Below are 16453 nucleotides of genomic sequence, written 5' to 3' on the forward strand. Positions count from 1 at the left end.
CAAAGCCCCTCCTCGGAAGGACCTACGATGACGTACACAGTGAACTGCTCCATCCTCCTGACGGAGCTGCCCTTGCTCGAGCGCCCCGCCGCCGCGAAGGCAGCCGGTTTTGACGCCGTCGAGTTCTGGTGGCCCTTCGAGACCTCCGTCCCCACCGACGCCCAAGTAACCGAGTTTGAAACAGCCATCAAGGACGCCGGCGTTCAGCTCACGGGCCTGAACTTCAACGCCGGCAACATGCCTGGCGGCGACCGCGGCCTCGTCTCCTGGAAGGGACGTTGCTCCGAGTTCAAGGACAACATCGACGTCGTCGCCGGCATCGGTGAGCGCTTGGGTTGCAAGGCCTTCAACGCCCTCTACGGCAACCGCCAAGACGAGTTCACCCCTGAAGAGCAGGACGAACTCGCCGCCAAGAACCTCGCCGCAGCAGCTGCCGGCGTCGCACGTATTGGCGGAACTGTCCTCCTCGAGCCGGTGAGCGGCGCACCCAAGTACCCGCTCCTCACCGCTGAAGATGCACTCAAGGTCATCGCCCGCGTCAAGGCAGAATCCGGCGCACAGAACATCAAGCTTCTCGCCGACTTCTACCACCTGGCAGTCAACGGCGACGACGTCGAATCCGTCATCGAGAACCACGCCAAGGACTTCGGCCACATCCAGATCGCCGACAACCCCGGCCGCGGCGCACCCGGCACCGGCAACCTCCCCCTCGGTGAGTGGATCGCCCGCAGCCGCGAACTCGGCTACGAGGGCTACATCGGTTTGGAATACAAGGAACCGCAGGAGACGGCATTCAGCTGGGCCATCCGCCAGCGCGCCAACGCCAACTAAGCACCGCCCACCCAACTAGGGGACAGCAAACGCTCCAATGAGCACCCGCTAGAACACTTACTGTCCCCTAGTTGGGTAAGCACACCTGAGCTAAAAAGACTTTAGAAAGAGAACCACAATGAGCAACGTTGCAGTCATCGGCCTCGGAATCATGGGCCTGCCCATGGCCATCAACCTCGTCAAGGCAGGCCACACGGTCACCGGTTTCAACCGCAGCCAGGACAAGATTGACAAGCTCGTCTCCGAGGGCGGCCAGGGCGCCAGCAGCATCGCGGACGCAGTCAAGGACGCCGACGTCGTCATCACCATGGTGCCGGACTCCCCCGATGTTGAGGGCGTAGTCAGCGGCAAGGACGGCGTCTTCGCCAACGCGAAGAAGGGCACCTTGTGGATCGACGCATCCAGCATCCGCCCGGACGTCGCTAAGCGCCTCTCGGAAGAAGCAGTAGAAGCAGGCATCCGCCCCCTCGACGCCCCGGTCTCCGGCGGCGAACAGGGCGCCATCGACGCAGTCCTCTCCATTATGGTCGGCGGCGACGCAGCAGACTTCGAGGCAGCACAGGATGTCCTCAACGCAGTGGGCAAGACCATCGTCCACGTCGGCCCGTCCGGCTCCGGCCAGACCGTCAAGGCAGCCAATCAGCTCATCGTGGCCGTCAACATCCAGGTCCTCGGCGAGGCCATCGCCTTCCTTGAGGCCTACGGTGTAGACACCGACGCAGCACTGAAGGTCCTCGGTGGCGGCCTGGCCGGCTCCAAGGTCCTGGACCAGAAGGGCCAGAAGATGCTCGACCGCAACTTCGACCCCGGCTTCCGCCTCGCCCTCCACCACAAGGACCTGGGCATCGTCACCTCGGCAGCCCGCGAGGCCAACGTCGCCGTCCCGCTCGGCGCCGTCGTCGCGCAGCTTGTCGCCGCAACCGTCAACCAGGGCGACGGCGGCCTGGACCACTCGGGCCTCTTCAAGCAGGTCCTCCAGCTCAGCGGCCGCAACTAAGGCCCTAAGCACCAAAAACAAGGGAACCCGCCATCGTAAATTACGACGGCGGCTCCCTCACCACACCCTTTTTCCGCCCCGAACGCGGGGCGAACCCAAGATTTCAAGGAGCACACCATGGCAAAGATGCGTACCGTTGATGCGGCCGTAGCCATCCTGGAAAAGGAAGGCGCCACAGAGGCGTTCGGCCTGCCAGGCGCAGCAATCAACCCCTTCTACTCGGCAATGCGTGCCCACGGCGGCATCCGCCACACGCTGGCCCGCCACGTTGAAGGCGCCAGCCACATGGCCGACGGCTACAGCCGCGCAGCTGATGGCAACATCGGCGTCTGCATCGGCACTTCGGGCCCCGCCGGCACCGACATGATCACTGGCCTCTACGCAGCCCAGGCCGACTCCATCCCGATGCTCTGCATCACCGGCCAGGCACCCGTTGCCAAGCTGCACAAGGAAGACTTCCAGGCCGTGGACATCGAGTCCATCGCCAAGCCGGTCACCAAGTTCGCCATGACCATCCTGGAGCCGGGCCAGGTTCCCGGTGCTTTCCAGAAGGCCTTCCAGGTAATGCGTTCGGGTCGTCCGGGCCCGGTTCTGCTGGACCTGCCCATCGACGTTCAGATGGCCGAGATCGAGTTCGACATCGACGCCTACGAGCCCCTGCCCGTGGAGAAGCCCAAGGCTTCCCGCAAGCAGCTGGAAAAGGCCCTGGACCTGCTGACCGCCGCCAAGCACCCGCTGATCGTTGCCGGTGGCGGCATCATCAACGCCGGCGCTTCGGCCCAGCTGGTTGAACTGGCCGAGATCCTGAACGTTCCTGTCATCCCCACCCTGATGGGCTGGGGCGCCATCCCGGACGACCACCAGCTGATGGCCGGCATGGTTGGCCTGCAGACCTCGCACCGTTACGGCAACGAAACCTTCCTGCAGAGCGACTTCGTCATCGGCATCGGCAACCGTTGGGCCAACCGCCACACAGGCGGCCTGGACACCTACACGGCAGGCCGTAAGTTCGTGCACATCGACATCGAGCCGACCCAGATCGGTCGCGTTTTCTCCCCGGACTTGGGCATTGCGTCCGACGCCGGTGCGGCGCTGGACGGTCTGTTGGAGCTGGCACGCGAGCGCCAGGCAGCCAAGACCCTGCCGGACTACTCGGGCTGGGTTGCCGAGTGCCAGGAGCGCAAGGGTTCCCTGCACCGTAAGACCAACTTCGACAACGTGCCCATCAAGCCGCAGCGCGTGTACCAGGAGATGAACAAGGCCTTCGGCAAGGACACCACCTACGTGTCCACCATCGGTCTGTCCCAGATCGCCGGTGCTCAGATGCTGCACGTGTTCGGTGCCCGCAAGTGGATCAACGCAGGCCAGGCCGGCCCGCTGGGTTGGACCGCACCGGCAGCCCTGGGTGTTGTACGCGGCACCCCGGACGCCACCGTTGTTGCCCTCTCGGGTGACTACGACTTCCAGTTCATGATCGAAGAACTGGCCGTGGGCGCACAGTTCAACCTGCCGTACATCCACGTTGTGGTGAACAACTCCTACCTGGGCCTGATCCGTCAGAGCCAGCGCGGCTTCAACATGGAACAGAACGTTTCCCTGGCCTTCGAGAACATCAACTCCCCGGAGACCAACGGCTACGGCGTTGACCACATCAAGGTTGCCGAAGGCCTGGGCTGCAAGGCCATCCGCGTTGAGAACCCGAACGACCTGCCCGCCGCCTTCGACAAGGCCAAGGCACTGGCCGGCGAATTCAAGGTTCCCGTGGTTGTTGAAGTGATCCTGGAAAAGATCACCAACATCTCCATGGGCGTTGAGATCAACGGCGTGAACGAGTTCGAAGAGCTGGCCGAGACCGCGGCGGACGCACCCACCGCGATCCTGACCAAGGCCTAAAGAGAAACAGTAAGGAGGCACCGGAATGCGTGTTGTCATCGCCCCGGACAAATTCAAGGGCTCGCTGTCCGCGCCCGAGGTCGCCGAGCACCTGGCAACAGGCCTGCTGGCGGGCTTCGGCCAGGGCATACAAGCAACCCGCATTCCGGTGGCCGACGGCGGCGAAGGAACCATCGACGCCGCCATCGGCTCCGGCTTCACCCGCCGTACCACCACCGTCACCGGCCCGCTCGGCGAACCGGTCAAGGCCGACTTCGCCATCCGCGGCGAGGAAGCTGTCATCGAAATGGCGGCAGCTTCCGGCTTGGCCCTCCTCCCCGAGGGCCCAACGTCGAAAACAGCCAAGACCGCCAACAGCATCGGCACGGGCGAGCTGATCCGCGCCGCACTGGACCTCGGCTGCCGGAAGATCATCCTCGGCGTGGGCGGCAGCGCCAACACCGACGCAGGAGCGGGTGTCCTGCAGGGCCTCGGCGCCGTCTTCCTGGACAAGAACGGCAACGAGCTCCCCGGCGGCGGCGCCGCCCTCGCCCAGCTCGACAGCATCGACTTCGCCAACTTCGACGTACGGATCGAAGCCACTGAGTTCGTGTTGGCGTCCGACGTCGACAATCCCCTTTTGGGGGCCAGCGGAGCCCCAGCCATCTTCGGTCCGCAAAAAGGCGCGACGCCGGACGACGTAGCCGAACTGGACGCAGCCGCGAGCCACTTCGTCGACGTCCTCGCCGCAGCGACCGGGCAACACGCCAAGTTCGCGGCCAAAGCTGAAGGCGCAGGCGCGGCGGGCGGCGTTGGCTACATTGCCATAGCGGCACTGAAGGCAGAGCGGCGGCCGGGTATCGACGTCGTACTCGAATTCACTGAGCTGGAAAACAAACTGAAGGGCGCCGACCTGGTGATCACCGGTGAAGGCAGCCTGGACGAACAGAGCCTGCTCGGCAAGACCCCCATGGGTGTCTCAAGGGCAGCCACACGGCAGGGCGTTCCCGTGATCGCAGTCTGCGGCCGGAGTACGCTGAGCCGGGAACAACTGAACGACGCCGGTTTCCACACGGTCCACGCACTGACCGACCTGGAAAAAGACGTCCAAAAATGTATCGCTGAAGCAGGTCCGTTGCTTGAACAATTAGGTAAGCACATAGGCGTGTACCTGGCGGAACGGACCGAAAACAAGGAGTACCTAAATGTCTGAAGCAATCGGCGCCTATGACCTCGTCATCCGGGGACAGCGCATCCTGACCACTGCCGGCCTCGCAGCACGCGAAGTCGGTATCCGCGACGGCGTCATCGTCGCCATCGAACCCCTGGGCAACGGCCTGACGGGCAATGAGGTCATCGAACTCGCGGACGACGAAACCCTCATCCCCGGCCTGGTGGACACCCACGTCCACGTCAACGAGCCCGGCCGCACCGAATGGGAAGGCTTCGCCTCCGCCACCCGCGCCGCTGCTGCCGGTGGCGTGACCACCATCATCGACATGCCGCTGAACAGCATCCCGCCCACCACCACCGTGGACGGCCTGGAGCAGAAGCGTGTTGTCGCCAAGGACCAGGCCTTCGTGGATGTCGGATTCTGGGGCGGTGCCATCCCGGGCAACAAGGCCGACCTCCGCCCGCTGCACGACGAAGGCGTCTTCGGCTTCAAGTGCTTCCTCCTCCACTCCGGCGTGGACGAGTTCCCGCACCTGGATGCGGACGAGATGGAAGAGGACATGAAGGAACTGAAGTCCTTCGACTCCCTCATGATCGTCCACGCCGAGGACTCCCACGCGATCGACCGCGCCCCGCACCCGGGCGGCGACCACTACGAAACCTTCCTCGCCTCCCGCCCCCGCGGCGCCGAGAACAAGGCCATCGCCGAGGTCATCGAACGCGCCCGCTGGACCGGCGCCCGCGCCCACATCCTGCACCTTTCCTCCTCCGACGCGCTCCCCATGATCGCTTCGGCAAAGCGCGACGGCGTCAACCTCACCGTTGAGACCTGCCCGCACTACCTGACGCTCATGGCCGAAGAAATCCCCGACGGCGCCACGGCCTACAAGTGCTGCCCGCCCATCCGTGAGGCCTCCAACCGCGAGCTCCTCTGGAAGGGCCTGCAGGACGGCACCATCGACTGCATCGTCTCGGACCACTCCCCCTCCACATTGGACCTGAAGGACCTGGAGAACGGTGACTTCGCAGTGGCCTGGGGAGGCGTGTCCTCTCTCCAGCTGGGCCTGTCCCTGATCTGGACCGAGGCCCGCCACCGCGGCATCCCGCTGGAGCAGGTTGTCTCCTGGATGGCCGAGAAGCCCGCCGCACTGGCCCGCCTGCACAACAAGGGCCAGCTCGCCCTGGGCTACGACGCCGACTTCTCCATCTTCGCCCCGGACGAAGCCTTCGTTGTGGACGTCACCAAGCTCAAGCACAAGAACCCGATCACGCCGTACGACGGCCGTCCGCTGGCCGGCGTCGTCCGCAAGACCTACCTGCGCGGCACCCCGATCGACGGCCAGAACCCCGGCGGCAAGCTGCTCCGCCGCGGCAACGTTTAGGCCCACCACCATGGCAGTCAATGCCTATGGGCCACCGCCCGCACGGTTCCCCCGGCGCTCCAGCAATGGAGCGCCGGGGGCCGCGCGGCAGCAAGGCCTCACAGCACACGGCCTCGCGCTCTGGGTCAACCCGGCCGGGGGCGACCCCGTGGATCCTGAAATTTGGGAGCGGGCAGCACGCCTTGTGCTGGCCCGCGCCATGAAACTTGCCCCGGAGGCGGAAGTCCGCATCTGGCCCGCCATCGGGGCACAGCACTCCGGCGTCGGCGACACTTCCTGGGGCGGCACTCCGCAGGAAGCCGCCGACGCCGGTACCAACGGCTCGCTTTCACTCGCCGATGCCCTCGCTGAGGCCCGTTCAAAAGCCAATTCCGACGGCGGCGACGGCACCCAAGCGGGCGGCAGCACCGCCGTCGAGCCCGTAACGTTGGCGAGCCGTCGCAGCCGACTTGCGGTGGACCTCGCCGCTGAAGTAGTCCTGCTTGATGGCGAGCCGGTTTCCTTTACTGGCATGGAATACAAGCTGCTGCGCTACCTGGTGGTGAACTGCTCGCGGGCCATCAGTCGTGAAGAATTGCAACGTTTCCTGGAGTCATTTGACCTTCCCGGCGCGGCTTTTCGATCGATCGACGTTTATGTTGGAAGGGTGCGGCGGAAGCTCGGCTCCGCGCGCCACACCGTCTCCACCGTCCGTGGTGGTGGCTACCAGTTCGTGCCAGGCCCCTATGCCACAGTGCGCGGACCCGCGGAATACAGCATCTAGGTTCGCTGTTCTACATCTCGAATCCGCTTTTATGAATGACCAAACGCCGGTGCACACCGGTTGAATGTAAAGGATCGCCATGACCCAGAAACTCATCGTCGGAACGCAAGCACCTGACTTCACGCTGCTCGACGCCGACGGCACCAAGGTCTCGCTGTCCGATTACCGCGGACGCAACGTCATTGTGTACTTCTACCCGAAGGCAGCCACCCCCGGCTGCACCACCGAGGCTTGCGACTTCCGCGACAACCTCGCCAGCCTGCAGGGCTCCGGCTACGAGGTCCTCGGGATCTCCCCCGACGGCCCCGAGGCCCTGGCCAAGTTCACCGGTGACTTCGCCCTGACCTTCCCGCTGCTCTCCGACGAAGACCACGCCGTGGCATTGGCTTACGGCGCATGGGGCGAAAAGCTGGTCGACGGCGAGATCGTCGAAGGCCTGGTGCGCTCCACTGTCGTCGTGGACGGCGAAGGCCTTGTCCGTCTCACCCAGTACCAGGTCTCCGCGCAGGGCCACGTCCAGGCGCTGAAGGAAGAGCTGCTGGGCGTCTAACCCTCGCTCACATCCCACGCGCTTGAGCCGGACGCCCGCTCACATCCCACGCGCTTGAGCCGGACGCCCGCTCACATCCCCCGTGCTTGAGCCGGACGCCCGCTCACATAACTGCACAAATCTTGTAACGCCCGCTCATCAAAAGTGAGCGGGCGTTTCATTTGACGTGACTAAACGTGACAAATACCCAGCAGCATTAGTTAATGGAGCCATGGTCTCAACCTCGCCCCCGCGCCATGCCGTCGTTGTCGAAGACGACGCCGACATTCGCGGCCTCCTCGTCCTGGTCCTTGAGCAGCTCGACTTTGTGGTGACAGAAGCGCCAGACGGTCTTTCCGGCGTCGAGGCCGTCCGCCGGACCAACGCCGAACTGGTGACCCTGGACATCAACCTCCCGGACATCGACGGCATGGAAGTCTGCCGCCGCCTCCGCGAATTTTCAGACGCGTACATCTTGATGCTCACGGCCCGCGCCGACGAAATTGACCGGCTTAACGGCCTGGATACCGGCGCGGACGACTACATCAACAAACCCTTCAGCCCAAGGGAACTCCAGGCCCGCATCCGTGCCCTGTTCCGCCGGGCCCGCACGCCCGCCTCACCTGCGGAAGACCCGCGCCAGGTCGACGAACTTGAGCGGGCGGCCGTCGTGCAGCAAAGCCTCCTCCCGCGCGAGACAGTCCGGTTGGAAGGATACGACGTCGCTGGCGCCTTCCGTCCGACGCGCAGCGTTGGCGGGGACTTCTACGACTGGTACCAGACCCGCGACGGCATGCACCTGACCTTCGCCGACGCGATGGGCAAAGGAATGGGCGCCGCGCTGATCGCCGCCACCGTCCGGGCCGTGATGCGCTCCGTGGCCGACACCCCGGCCATCGCTGATGCCTTCGCCTCGGCCAGCCTCACCATCGCCTCCGACCTGGACCAGTCCGGCTCCTTCGCCACCATGTTCCACGCACGCCTGGACAGCGCCTCCGGGAAGCTCAGCTACATCGACGCCGGACACGGGCTCGCGCTGCACATCCCGGCAGAGGGGACCGCACAAAGGCTCATCTCGGCCGGCCCACCCGTCGGCATCCTCGATGGCCAGCACTGGCCGGCCTCGGAACTGGAACTTGAGCCTGGCGATTCCCTGGTGATCGTCAGCGATGGGGTGCTGGACGCCCATGAGTCGTTGGAGGACTTCGTGCGGAACGTCGAGAAAGCGGCGCGCACCGGCCCTACCTCGGACGACGTCTGCGCTGCCCTGCTGGAGCTGGCACCAGCGGCAACAGCCGGAGACGACGTGACCGCCGTCGTCGTTCGCCGTAAACCTGACGCAACGCACTAAAGCCACAAAGGGGGGATTGTGACACGTTTCTGGACCCGGTTGATCGTAGTCCTGACAGTAATTCTGGGCGTCAACTATGTGGCCTGGCGTTGGATGGCGTCGCTGAACTGGGATGCCTGGTGGATCGCGGTCCCGCTGGTGATGGCCGAGACGTACAGCCTGATCGACGTGATGCTGTTCGGCCTGACGGTGTGGAACATCAAGTTCCGCAAGCCACCAGCCCCGGCACCATCGGATGCAACGGTGGACGTCTTCATCACCACCTACAACGAGCCACTGGATCTCGTCCTGACCACGGCCCTGGCTGCAAAGAAGATCACCTGGCCGCACAGCACCTGGATTCTCGACGACGGCAACCGGCCTGAGATGCGCGAACTCGCCGAAACCCATGGCATCGGCTATGTGACGCGCACAGCGGACTGGACACCTGACATGCCCCGGCACGCCAAGGCGGGCAACCTGAACAACGCGCTCATGATCACCTCGGGCGAGTACCTGTTGATTCTCGACGCCGACCAGATCCCCGAGCCGGACATCCTGGACAAGACGCTGGGCTACTTCAACGACGACCGTGTAGCCCTGGTCCAGACCCCGCAGTACTTCATCAACGTCCCCGCCGACGATCCCCTGGGCAGCCAAGCACCCCTGTTCTACGGACCTATCCAGCAGGGCAAGGACGGCTGGAACGCCGCGTTCTTCTGCGGATCCAACGCCATCCTCCGCCGGGAAGCCCTCATGCAGTTGGGCCTGGTGGGCTATGTGAAGGCCACGGAGAAGAGCGTCCGCCGCGCCCTGGCGGCCTCGCGCACCGCCATCAAGAAGGCACGCCGCTCCCCCGAGGCCGAAAACCCGCTGGTAGAACAGATGTTGAACGAGGTGGAGGCCGCCACCGAATCAGCCCAGAAGGAACTCGACGCCGGCGCCTCCCTGAGCGAGATCACGTTCCGGGTGCGCCGCAAAGTGGACGACGCCGTTCGCACTCTTGTGGCCGCGGACTTCTCCGCGCTGCAATCGGACCTCGAAGAAATCGCCGCGATGGAGCTTGCCCACGTCGGGGAGTCGGGCGTGACCACTGTGGCGAGTGACGCCGTCGACCGTATGTCCGGACGTGACTGGTCGCCGTTGGGTGCCCTCGAATCCGTCCACGCGGTCCTGGACGCCATCTCGGTCGAGCGCACGGACGAAGCCCAGCCGATCATGCCGCTGGCCACCATCTCCGTCACCGAGGACATGGCGACCGCGATGCGCCTGCACGGGCTGGGCTGGAAGAGCGTCTACCACCATGAAATCCTGGCCAACGGCCTTGCTCCCGAGGACATCAAAACCATGCTCACCCAGCGCCTCCGTTGGGCCCAGGGTACGATCCAGGTCCTCCTGCGCGAGAATCCACTGGTCCAGCGCCGGCTCACGTGGGGTCAGCGGCTCATGTATTTCTCAACGATGTGGAGCTACCTCAGCGGTTTCGCCGCCGTCGTGTATTTCGCCGCGCCCATCATCTACCTGACGCTCGGCATCCTCCCGGTGAGCAGCCTCAGCTACGACTTCTTCATCCGCTTCATCCCGTTCATGGTGGTGAACCAGTTGCTGTTCCTGGTGGCCGGGCACGGTATCCCCACCTGGCGCGGGCAGCAGTACAGCCTCGCGCTGTTCCCCACCTGGATCAAAGCCTGCACGACGGCGGCACGGAACGTTTGGTTCGGCCGTCCCCTTGGGTTTGCGGTCACCCCCAAAGCCCGGCAGAGCGGCGGACCAAGTTGGAGCCTGATCCGGCCCCAGATCATCGTGGCGGTGCTGCTGACAGTGGCGTTGATCGTTGGCCTGATCCGCTTGCTCGCCGGAATGTCGGAGCCCTTGGGCACCCTGGTGAACGTAGCGTGGGTGGCGTTCGACCTCGTAGTCCTGAGCGTGCTGGTCAAAGCAGTTTTGTACAAGGGTTTTGAGCCTCAAAGTGGGCCTGAGCACCAAGAAGAAAGGAATGCAGATGCAGTTTAGCTACGAGGTCAAGGACTCCTACGCGGAGGTCAAGAGCGTGGGCCGGCTGAACATGGTAGCCGCGCCCAAGCTTCGCGAAGTGGTGGCTGAAGTTGTTGCCGGCGGCTCGTGCCGCGTGGTGGTCAATCTGGCTGAGACGGACTTCATGGACTCCTCGGGGCTTGGGGCGCTCATCGGTTGCCTCAAAGCTGCCCGCCAGGCCGGTGGTGACCTGCGCATCGCCGCCGTCCAGCCGCAGGTCAAGATGGTCCTGGAACTGACCAACATGGACCGGGTCCTGACCGCCTACCCCACGCCCGAAGACGCTTTCGGCAATGACTGATGTAGTCGCCCGCCGGGGATTCCACGGGCCCTCCAACGACGAAGCCATCGAGTCCATCCATAACGAGCTGGACGCCCTGTGGGACGACGCCTCCTTTGTGCCGGACATGGACCGGATGACGTTCGCTACTGCGGTCATTGAAGCAGCGGCGAACATCGTGCAGCACGCGCTCCCTGCGGCAGAGAAGCCGGTGGAGATCGACGTCGACATCAGCGTGCGCCCTGCCCGCTTGGTGGCCCGGGTCAGCGCACACAATGCCCGGGAACCGTTCGCCGAAGACATGCAGGCATCGATGCCGGATTCCGATGCCGAGTCGGGGCGTGGGCTGGCGCTGATCGAGGCGTTGGTGACAACTGTGACGTTCGAGCGCCAGGACGGCACCAACACCTGGATCCTCACCCGCGAAACCTGACCCTCGCTCACATCCCCCGTGCTTGAACCGCACCCTCGCTCACATCCCCCGGAACGTGAACGAGCGTCAGGCCTTCGCGAGCGCTTCCTTCAGCGCACCCAGCACCAAAGTCACCGAGGCACTGTTGGCATTCGGGCCCATCATGCCGATGCGCCACACAGTGTCGGCGAACTCCCCTACGCCGGAGCCAATCTCGATACTGAAGTGCTCCAAAAGGTAAGCGCGGACGGCTGCCGAGTTGACGCCGTCGGGCACTTTCACCGTGGTGAGGCTCGGCAGTCGTGAGCCTTCGGCGGCGAACAGTTCCAGTCCCATCTCCTGAAGCCCGGACTGAAGAGCAGCCCCGGCCGCACGGTGCCGGGCCTGCACGTTCTCCAGACCCTCGGCGAGGATCCGGTCCAGTGCGGCCTCGAGCCCGGCGATCATGGTGACGGGAGCGGTGTGGTGGTACGTCCGCGCGCCTGAAGCAGCCCCGACATACCCACCGAGCAGCCCAATGTCGAGGTACCAGGAGCGGGGATCCTTGATGCGGCGCTCGAACGCGCGGTCTGACACGGAAAAGGGCGAGAGTCCCGGCGGGACACCCAGGCACTTCTGGGTGCCGGCGTATCCGACGTCGATACCCCAGTCGTCTGCCCGAAGTTCCAGCCCGCCGATGGACGTGACGGCGTCTGTGATCAGCAGAGCGTCGCCCTTCCCTGCTCCGAGGGCAGCGATGTCCGAGAGCACGCCCACGGACGTCTCAGCATGGACGGCCGCGATGACCTTGGGGTTTGGGTGCGCGGAGAGGACACGGTCGGCGTCCACCGGCTGTCCCCATTCGTGGTCCACCCGGATGACTGTCGCCCCGCAGCGCCGGGCGACCTCACACATGCGCGCCCCGAAAAGTCCGTTGACGGCGATGACTGCCACGTCGCCGTCGGACACGGTGTTCACGAACGCCGCTTCCATACCGCCGGAACCGGTGGCGCTCAACGGAAGGGTTCGCGCGTTGGCCGTGCCCCACACTGTCCGTAGCCCCTCGCAGGTGTGGTCGAGGCGGTCAATGAACACCGGGTCAAGGTGGCCCAGCACCGGGTAGGCCAGAGCGGCCATGGCTTCGGGGTAGCAATTGCTCGGACCGGGACCGAACAGGAACCTGGATGTCAGAATGTCGGGCATGCGAACTCCTTCAGTTGAGGTCATTCTGCCCGAGGCGGCCCTGCGAAGCGAACCACCAAAGGTGAATTTACCGGCGACATAATCCGCAGAATAGCGATGGATTTCTCAAGCAGATGGCATCATGGCCTTAGTTTGGGGAATACCACAATGCCGGTATGAACCAGGGGTGTGGAAAGCCGAGACTGTGCTGCCCGCTTGGAGAAAAGGGGATCTTTTGAAACAACGTATCGCGGGCCTCAAAGCTGTCCTTATCATTGCCGCGGCTGTGGCAACTTCATCCTGCGCTGCCCCGGCCGCACCGGCGCCGACAACCTCCGAGCAACCGGAGTCCACTACGCCCAGTCAAAGCGCAACCAGTCAGTCAGCTTCTGCTTCTGCGAGCTCCAGTCCTTCGCCTTCCAAGAGCCAGTCGTCGACGCGTCCAACTGCCACGAACTCATCCAGTGCGGGCGCTTCCTCAGGGGCCCTTGCCACTGAAAAAGCAGGCTCGTCATTGTCGTTGTCCAACTTCTTCGAACCGGAGAGCAGCTGGACTGAGAACCGTTATGACGTCGCGGACAAATCCGGGGTCAGCGGAATCGCCACGACCATCAGCAGCTACGGAAGCCCGGAAACCCTTGAACTGCGCTTGGCGAATAACTTCAACAGCTTGACATTCAACGTAGGCCAGGCAAACGATTCCAAGTCTTCGGACAAGATTCTTCTGGTCCGGGTTGTCGGCAACGGCAAGCAACTCGATGTGCGCAAGGTTCCTTTCAACACCATTCAGGAAATCTCTGTACCGGCCAAGGGTGTTAACGCACTAAAAATTGAATTGTCCTTGGATAACACCCAATCCAGTGATTCCAAGTCCATTCTGGCTGTGGTCTCTGACGTCGTTGTCGACTGACGCCTATGAACATCCCAGCCCCACCTGAGCGTCCTCCCGCCAAGAAATCGTGGCTGAATCTGGGGACAATGGCCGCCCTCGCAACAATTGCTGCTCTGATAGTGGCGGTTGCCACATTTGTGCTCCAGTTCTTCGGACCATCCTCGGGTCTGGGGGCAGCGAGTGTACCTGCGCAAAGCACAGCCGCGTCGAGCCAGGCAAGCGTTCGAACCGAAACCTCGAAATCCGCGGATCCTGGCCCGACTGCTGTTGAGGGACACTGCCTGGATGGATCGTGGGCGTCCGCATCCTGCGACCGGACGCATGCGGCCGAGCTGGTTTCGGACGCTGGTCCTTGCGATCTTCAGGCGCTGACCCAGTTCGCGGGAGGAAATGTCCCGGCCGACACCTTGCGGCATGACCTTGTTCCCACAGTGCAGGACGGCGTGGGGTGCGTGGTGGCTGTCCCCCCAGGTCTTACCGCCACCATCCAGAATGGTCTATCCGGTCAGGAGCACGCCGCGCTCAGGCAGTGCTGGGACCGTTTTGCGGACCGTGATGTCAGCTGCGACCAACCGCATACTGCTGAAGTGGTGTACACGGGCCCTGGCGCCGAGGCGGGGAACTGTCATTCGCAGGCCGATGCTTACACAGCAGATGCCTTCAGCCGCTATGAGGCGAAACTCGAACTGCTTTCACGAGACGCAGACGGCGGCGTGAGCTGCCTTGTACAGATCAAGGGCAGCAATGTGCTGAAGGGCTCCTTGCGGAACCTGGGAACCAAGGCACTCCCTTCCTCTCCGCGTAGTTAAGCCCTTTACATCGCCGAAGAAGTGCCCGAAAACCCAAAAATGCTAAGGTTACTCACTAATATCGAAGCCGCCACGATAGGGGACGAGAGTGACGACTGAAGGAACCGGGCCCGCGGAAAAGGGCGTACGGGGTGAGGTAAACCAGGACCGCTTCGTCGCCGGGCAGGACCTGACGCGGTGGAAGTCCCCGGCGGGCCGGACCTTGGCAAAGGGCGCGGAGCGGGTCACCAAGTTCCTGGGCCCTTACGCAGCCCTCATCATCACACTCCTGGTGGGCCTCGGTGTCACGCTGGCGCTGGCATGGGTCTTCGGGGAGGTGTACGAGTCCGTCACAGAGGCCAACGGCGTTGCGAATTTCGATCACCCCGTGCTGGAAGCTGCCAAGTCTGTCCGCTCCCCTGCTGTAGATGCGGCCATCACGGCCTATACGAACGTAGGCGGCACCGTGGGCATGCCCTTGATCGCAGTAGGCATCATGATTTTCCTGGCAACCCGCAGGCGCTCGTGGACTCCGGTCATTCTGATGCTCGCAGCCGGCTTGGGTTCGCTCCTGATCACGGTGCTGGGAAAGCCGCTCTTTGGCCGAACCCGCCCGGACCTGGCAGACGCGATCCCGCCCTACGAACATTCGGCTTCATTCCCCAGCGGCCACTCCCTGAACTCGATCGTGATTGCCGGAATCGTGGCGTACTTGATTATCCTGAGGCTCAAAACCACCCGGGCCCGCGTCATCACGGTGGTCATTGCGGCCGTCTTCGCTGTGACCATGGGCCTCAGCCGCGTCTACCTCGGCCACCATTGGCTGACGGATGTACTGGCCGCGTGGGCCATTGGCATTGCCTGGCTGGCCTTGGTCATCACGGCCCACCGCCTCTATCTGACAGTGCGCACACGGGGTCATCACGAGGTAGTCTCTTGACACCAGCCGGGCGGCTCGGCTTAACTGAATTACGTATGCTGAAATAACAGTTCCATGATGCGGAAGCTAGAAAGCACATGCTTCCTCCCGAAAGCGGGAGTTCCGCATAGCCCACACCATGGATGCCAGCATTTTGCACGAGGATGACAAGCATGGAGCTTGCAGTATTCAACAGCGTCGACCGGGACGAGGCCATCAGGATCCTCACCCCTTGCCTGGATATCAGCCGCTGGGTGGAAACCATCGTCGACGCGCGCCCCTACGCCAGCGTCGATGAACTCCTGGCGCAGGCCCACCGCGCCGCGGAGCCCTTCACCGCGGCCGAGGTGGAATCAGCCATGGCCCACCACCCCCGCATCGGTGAACGCCCCAAGGCACAAACCACCGAGGCGGCCATGTCGCGTTCGGAACAAGCCGGCGTCGACCCCGGGGACAACCAGACGACAACCGCGCTGGCAGAAGGCAACCGGGCATACGAAGAGAAGTTCGGCCGCGTCTTCCTGATCCGCGCCGCCGGTCGCAGCGCCCAGGAAATCCTCAGCACGCTGCAGGAGCGCCTCAACCACACCCCCGAAGAAGAAGACACGATTGTGGCCGGACAGCTGCGGGAGATCGCGCTGTTGCGTCTCTCCGGTCTGGTCAGTGAAGGAGTCAACGCATGAGCGTTTCACAAGTAACCACGCACATCCTGGACACCGGTTCCGGCCGCCCGGCAGCGGGGGTCGCCGTCGTGCTTTACGTCCGCGAAGGCGACGAATGGACCTTGGTGGCCAAGGGCGAAACCGATGCCGACGGCCGCATCAAGACCCTTGGCCCCGAGCGCATCCCGGGCGGCGCCTACCGCCTGAACTTCGCCACCGGCGCGTACTACGAGGGCCTCGGGACCGAGACCTTCTTCCCGGAAGTCGACCTCAACTTCACAGTTTCCGACGCCGGCGAGCACTACCACGTGCCGCTCCTGCTGAGCCCGTTCGCCTTCTCGACGTACCGCGGCAGCTAACCCACCGAGTTTTCGTACAGGTAATGCCCCTAAGGAGTCTTCTTAGGGGCATTATCTGTACACAAACTC

The 16453-nt window shown here is 63.8% G+C and carries 17 protein-coding genes; 16 read left to right on the top strand and 1 reads right to left on the bottom strand.

What is annotated here, in order from left to right; genetic code table 11:
• The first annotated feature begins 27 nt into the window (after positions 1-27).
• The 11 genes from ACFVSI_RS05200 to ACFVSI_RS05250 all read left to right on the top strand — a co-directional run bounded on the left by ACFVSI_RS05200 (position 28) and on the right by ACFVSI_RS05250 (position 11624).
• On the top strand, positions 28-831 hold the full coding sequence (locus ACFVSI_RS05200; RefSeq protein ID WP_387820387.1) for a hydroxypyruvate isomerase family protein: 804 nt from the start codon (positions 28-30) through the stop codon (positions 829-831).
• Positions 832-949: 118 nt separating this feature from the next.
• Positions 950-1828 (top strand): 2-hydroxy-3-oxopropionate reductase, encoded by an 879-nt coding sequence (locus ACFVSI_RS05205; protein ID WP_387820389.1) that lies wholly within the window; start codon positions 950-952, stop codon positions 1826-1828.
• A gap of 117 nt (positions 1829-1945) precedes the next feature.
• Entirely contained in the window at positions 1946-3721 is a 1776-nt protein-coding gene (gene gcl / locus ACFVSI_RS05210) for a glyoxylate carboligase (RefSeq protein ID WP_262276115.1), read from the top strand.
• Between the two features lie 25 nt (positions 3722-3746).
• Positions 3747-4913 (top strand): glycerate kinase, encoded by a 1167-nt coding sequence (locus ACFVSI_RS05215; protein WP_387820391.1) that lies wholly within the window; start codon positions 3747-3749, stop codon positions 4911-4913.
• A complete protein-coding gene (allB, locus tag ACFVSI_RS05220) occupies positions 4906-6255 on the top strand; it encodes an allantoinase AllB (RefSeq protein WP_018778733.1) in 1350 nt (449 codons plus the stop codon). Before ACFVSI_RS05215 ends, allB begins: the two co-directional genes overlap by 8 nt.
• 10 nt (positions 6256-6265) lie before the next feature.
• Complete coding sequence (locus ACFVSI_RS05225) at positions 6266-7018, top strand: winged helix-turn-helix domain-containing protein (RefSeq protein ID WP_387820393.1); 753 nt, start codon at positions 6266-6268, stop codon at positions 7016-7018.
• Positions 7019-7097: 79 nt separating this feature from the next.
• Positions 7098-7568, top strand: a complete 471-nt coding sequence (bcp, locus tag ACFVSI_RS05230) for a thioredoxin-dependent thiol peroxidase (RefSeq protein ID WP_387820395.1) — start codon at positions 7098-7100, stop codon at positions 7566-7568.
• A 211-nt stretch (positions 7569-7779) separates the two neighbouring features.
• Positions 7780-8898 carry a PP2C family protein-serine/threonine phosphatase gene (locus tag ACFVSI_RS05235; protein WP_387820396.1) on the top strand — a complete coding sequence of 373 codons (1119 nt, stop codon included), beginning with the start codon at positions 7780-7782 and terminating at the stop codon, positions 8896-8898.
• An 18-nt stretch (positions 8899-8916) separates the two neighbouring features.
• Positions 8917-10890 (top strand): glycosyltransferase family 2 protein, encoded by a 1974-nt coding sequence (locus ACFVSI_RS05240; RefSeq protein WP_387820398.1) that lies wholly within the window; start codon positions 8917-8919, stop codon positions 10888-10890.
• Entirely contained in the window at positions 10880-11212 is a 333-nt protein-coding gene (locus ACFVSI_RS05245; RefSeq protein ID WP_387820400.1) for an STAS domain-containing protein, read from the top strand. The genes ACFVSI_RS05240 and ACFVSI_RS05245 overlap by 11 nt, the downstream gene beginning before the upstream one ends.
• Complete coding sequence (locus tag ACFVSI_RS05250) at positions 11205-11624, top strand: ATP-binding protein (protein WP_387820401.1); 420 nt, start codon at positions 11205-11207, stop codon at positions 11622-11624. The genes ACFVSI_RS05245 and ACFVSI_RS05250 overlap by 8 nt, the downstream gene beginning before the upstream one ends.
• Positions 11625-11690: 66 nt before the next feature.
• Here the strand turns inward: ACFVSI_RS05250 and ACFVSI_RS05255 are convergent, their stop codons facing one another.
• Positions 11691-12785, bottom strand: a complete 1095-nt coding sequence (locus ACFVSI_RS05255; RefSeq protein WP_387820403.1) for a pyridoxal-phosphate-dependent aminotransferase family protein — start codon at positions 12783-12785, stop codon at positions 11691-11693.
• Positions 12786-13278: 493 nt separating this feature from the next.
• Between ACFVSI_RS05255 and ACFVSI_RS05260 the strand changes: the two genes are divergently transcribed.
• The 5 genes from ACFVSI_RS05260 to uraH all read left to right on the top strand — a co-directional run bounded on the left by ACFVSI_RS05260 (position 13279) and on the right by uraH (position 16384).
• Positions 13279-13674 carry a hypothetical protein gene (locus ACFVSI_RS05260; protein ID WP_262276124.1) on the top strand — a complete coding sequence of 132 codons (396 nt, stop codon included), beginning with the start codon at positions 13279-13281 and terminating at the stop codon, positions 13672-13674.
• Between the two features lie 5 nt (positions 13675-13679).
• Positions 13680-14465 carry a hypothetical protein gene (locus ACFVSI_RS05265; protein ID WP_387820405.1) on the top strand — a complete coding sequence of 262 codons (786 nt, stop codon included), beginning with the start codon at positions 13680-13682 and terminating at the stop codon, positions 14463-14465.
• Positions 14466-14553: 88 nt separating this feature from the next.
• On the top strand, positions 14554-15384 hold the full coding sequence (locus ACFVSI_RS05270; protein WP_387820407.1) for a phosphatase PAP2 family protein: 831 nt from the start codon (positions 14554-14556) through the stop codon (positions 15382-15384).
• A 152-nt stretch (positions 15385-15536) separates the two neighbouring features.
• Positions 15537-16046, top strand: coding sequence for a 2-oxo-4-hydroxy-4-carboxy-5-ureidoimidazoline decarboxylase (uraD, locus tag ACFVSI_RS05275; RefSeq protein ID WP_262276127.1), 510 nt, complete (start codon positions 15537-15539; stop codon positions 16044-16046).
• A complete protein-coding gene (uraH, locus tag ACFVSI_RS05280) occupies positions 16043-16384 on the top strand; it encodes a hydroxyisourate hydrolase (RefSeq protein ID WP_262276128.1) in 342 nt (113 codons plus the stop codon). The genes uraD and uraH overlap by 4 nt, the downstream gene beginning before the upstream one ends.
• Positions 16385-16453 lie beyond the last annotated feature (69 nt).

This window comes from Paenarthrobacter sp. NPDC057981 (assembly GCF_042886835.1).
Classification (GTDB): domain Bacteria; phylum Actinomycetota; class Actinomycetes; order Actinomycetales; family Micrococcaceae; genus Arthrobacter.

What these genes read in the sequence shown, in the direction of transcription:
- ACFVSI_RS05245 (WP_387820400.1), top strand. Translation starts at nt 10,880, where the DNA reads ATGCAGTTTAGCTACGAGGTCAAGGACTCCTACGCGGAGGTCAAGAGC.
- ACFVSI_RS05265 (WP_387820405.1), top strand. Translation starts at nt 13,680, where the DNA reads ATGAACATCCCAGCCCCACCTGAGCGTCCTCCCGCCAAGAAATCGTGG.
- ACFVSI_RS05235 (WP_387820396.1), top strand. Translation starts at nt 7,780, where the DNA reads ATGGTCTCAACCTCGCCCCCGCGCCATGCCGTCGTTGTCGAAGACGAC.
- ACFVSI_RS05225 (WP_387820393.1), top strand. Translation starts at nt 6,266, where the DNA reads ATGGCAGTCAATGCCTATGGGCCACCGCCCGCACGGTTCCCCCGGCGC.
- ACFVSI_RS05215 (WP_387820391.1), top strand. Translation starts at nt 3,747, where the DNA reads ATGCGTGTTGTCATCGCCCCGGACAAATTCAAGGGCTCGCTGTCCGCG.
- uraH (WP_262276128.1), top strand. Translation starts at nt 16,043, where the DNA reads ATGAGCGTTTCACAAGTAACCACGCACATCCTGGACACCGGTTCCGGC.
- allB (WP_018778733.1), top strand. Translation starts at nt 4,906, where the DNA reads ATGTCTGAAGCAATCGGCGCCTATGACCTCGTCATCCGGGGACAGCGC.
- uraD (WP_262276127.1), top strand. Translation starts at nt 15,537, where the DNA reads ATGGAGCTTGCAGTATTCAACAGCGTCGACCGGGACGAGGCCATCAGG.
- gcl (WP_262276115.1), top strand. Translation starts at nt 1,946, where the DNA reads ATGGCAAAGATGCGTACCGTTGATGCGGCCGTAGCCATCCTGGAAAAG.
- ACFVSI_RS05250 (WP_387820401.1), top strand. Translation starts at nt 11,205, where the DNA reads ATGACTGATGTAGTCGCCCGCCGGGGATTCCACGGGCCCTCCAACGAC.
- bcp (WP_387820395.1), top strand. Translation starts at nt 7,098, where the DNA reads ATGACCCAGAAACTCATCGTCGGAACGCAAGCACCTGACTTCACGCTG.
- ACFVSI_RS05255 (WP_387820403.1), bottom strand. Translation starts at nt 12,785, where the DNA reads ATGCCCGACATTCTGACATCCAGGTTCCTGTTCGGTCCCGGTCCGAGC.
- ACFVSI_RS05205 (WP_387820389.1), top strand. Translation starts at nt 950, where the DNA reads ATGAGCAACGTTGCAGTCATCGGCCTCGGAATCATGGGCCTGCCCATG.
- ACFVSI_RS05200 (WP_387820387.1), top strand. Translation starts at nt 28, where the DNA reads ATGACGTACACAGTGAACTGCTCCATCCTCCTGACGGAGCTGCCCTTG.